This is a genomic window from Lactiplantibacillus sp. 7.2.4 (assembly GCF_018991185.1).
GTDB lineage: Bacteria > Bacillota > Bacilli > Lactobacillales > Lactobacillaceae > Lactiplantibacillus > Lactiplantibacillus pentosus.
The window spans coordinates 1-736 of record NZ_JAGYGS010000159.1; the positions used below are offsets into that span (position 1 = coordinate 1).

Here is a 736-nt window from a genome sequence, read left to right on the forward strand (position 1 = left end):
CATTTATCTAACCAACTGAAAGAACGCTCAATAATCCAGCGTTGTGGTAACACTTCAAATTTATGTAGCTCATTGCGTTTAGCCACCTGTACGGTGGCTTTTAAATTGGATTGAACAGTGGCGGCGAAGTTGTCCCCGGTGTACCCATCATCAACAAGAACTGATTTAACTTGTTGTAAATGTTCACAGTTTAGCGCTAGCATGGCACTAGCCCCATCACGGTCAGAAACATTGGCAGTAGTGATATGGATTGCTTGTGGCAAACCGTTAATATCAACAGCTAAGTGACGTTTTATTCCAGATATTCGTTTACCACCGTCGTAACCATGATGCTTGGCGGTATCAGTATTTTTAACACTTTGGGCGTCAATTATTATAAAAGATGTTTTAGCCGAGCGCGACTGTTTTTCCCGTAGGGTAAAGACAATTTTTTTAAGCATTGATCCAAAATAGAAGGTTCATCAAGGACTTGTTCTTCAGACCATACTCGATAATAATAATAAACCGATTGCCAACGAGGAAAATCAACTGGTAACTGCCGCCACTGACAGCCGGTTTTTAAAACATAGGCCACCGCGCAAAATAAGTCGTAAAGATCATATTTCCGTGGTCTGGTTGATTGTCGTGCACCTTCTAAAATGGGACGGACTAGTTCAAATTGTCGGCGAGAAATATTACTGGGATAATTCATTACTGATCACCTTTTTTGAACTATCATACCAAATTAGCTAGATTT

Annotated in this window: 1 pseudogene; it reads right to left on the reverse strand. The window is 40.4% G+C overall.

The features are described 5' to 3' along the window. Window positions 1–691: pseudogene (locus KGF70_RS17535) on the reverse strand (IS5 family transposase); the annotation flags it as partial. Between the last annotated feature and the right edge of the window lie 45 nt (window positions 692–736).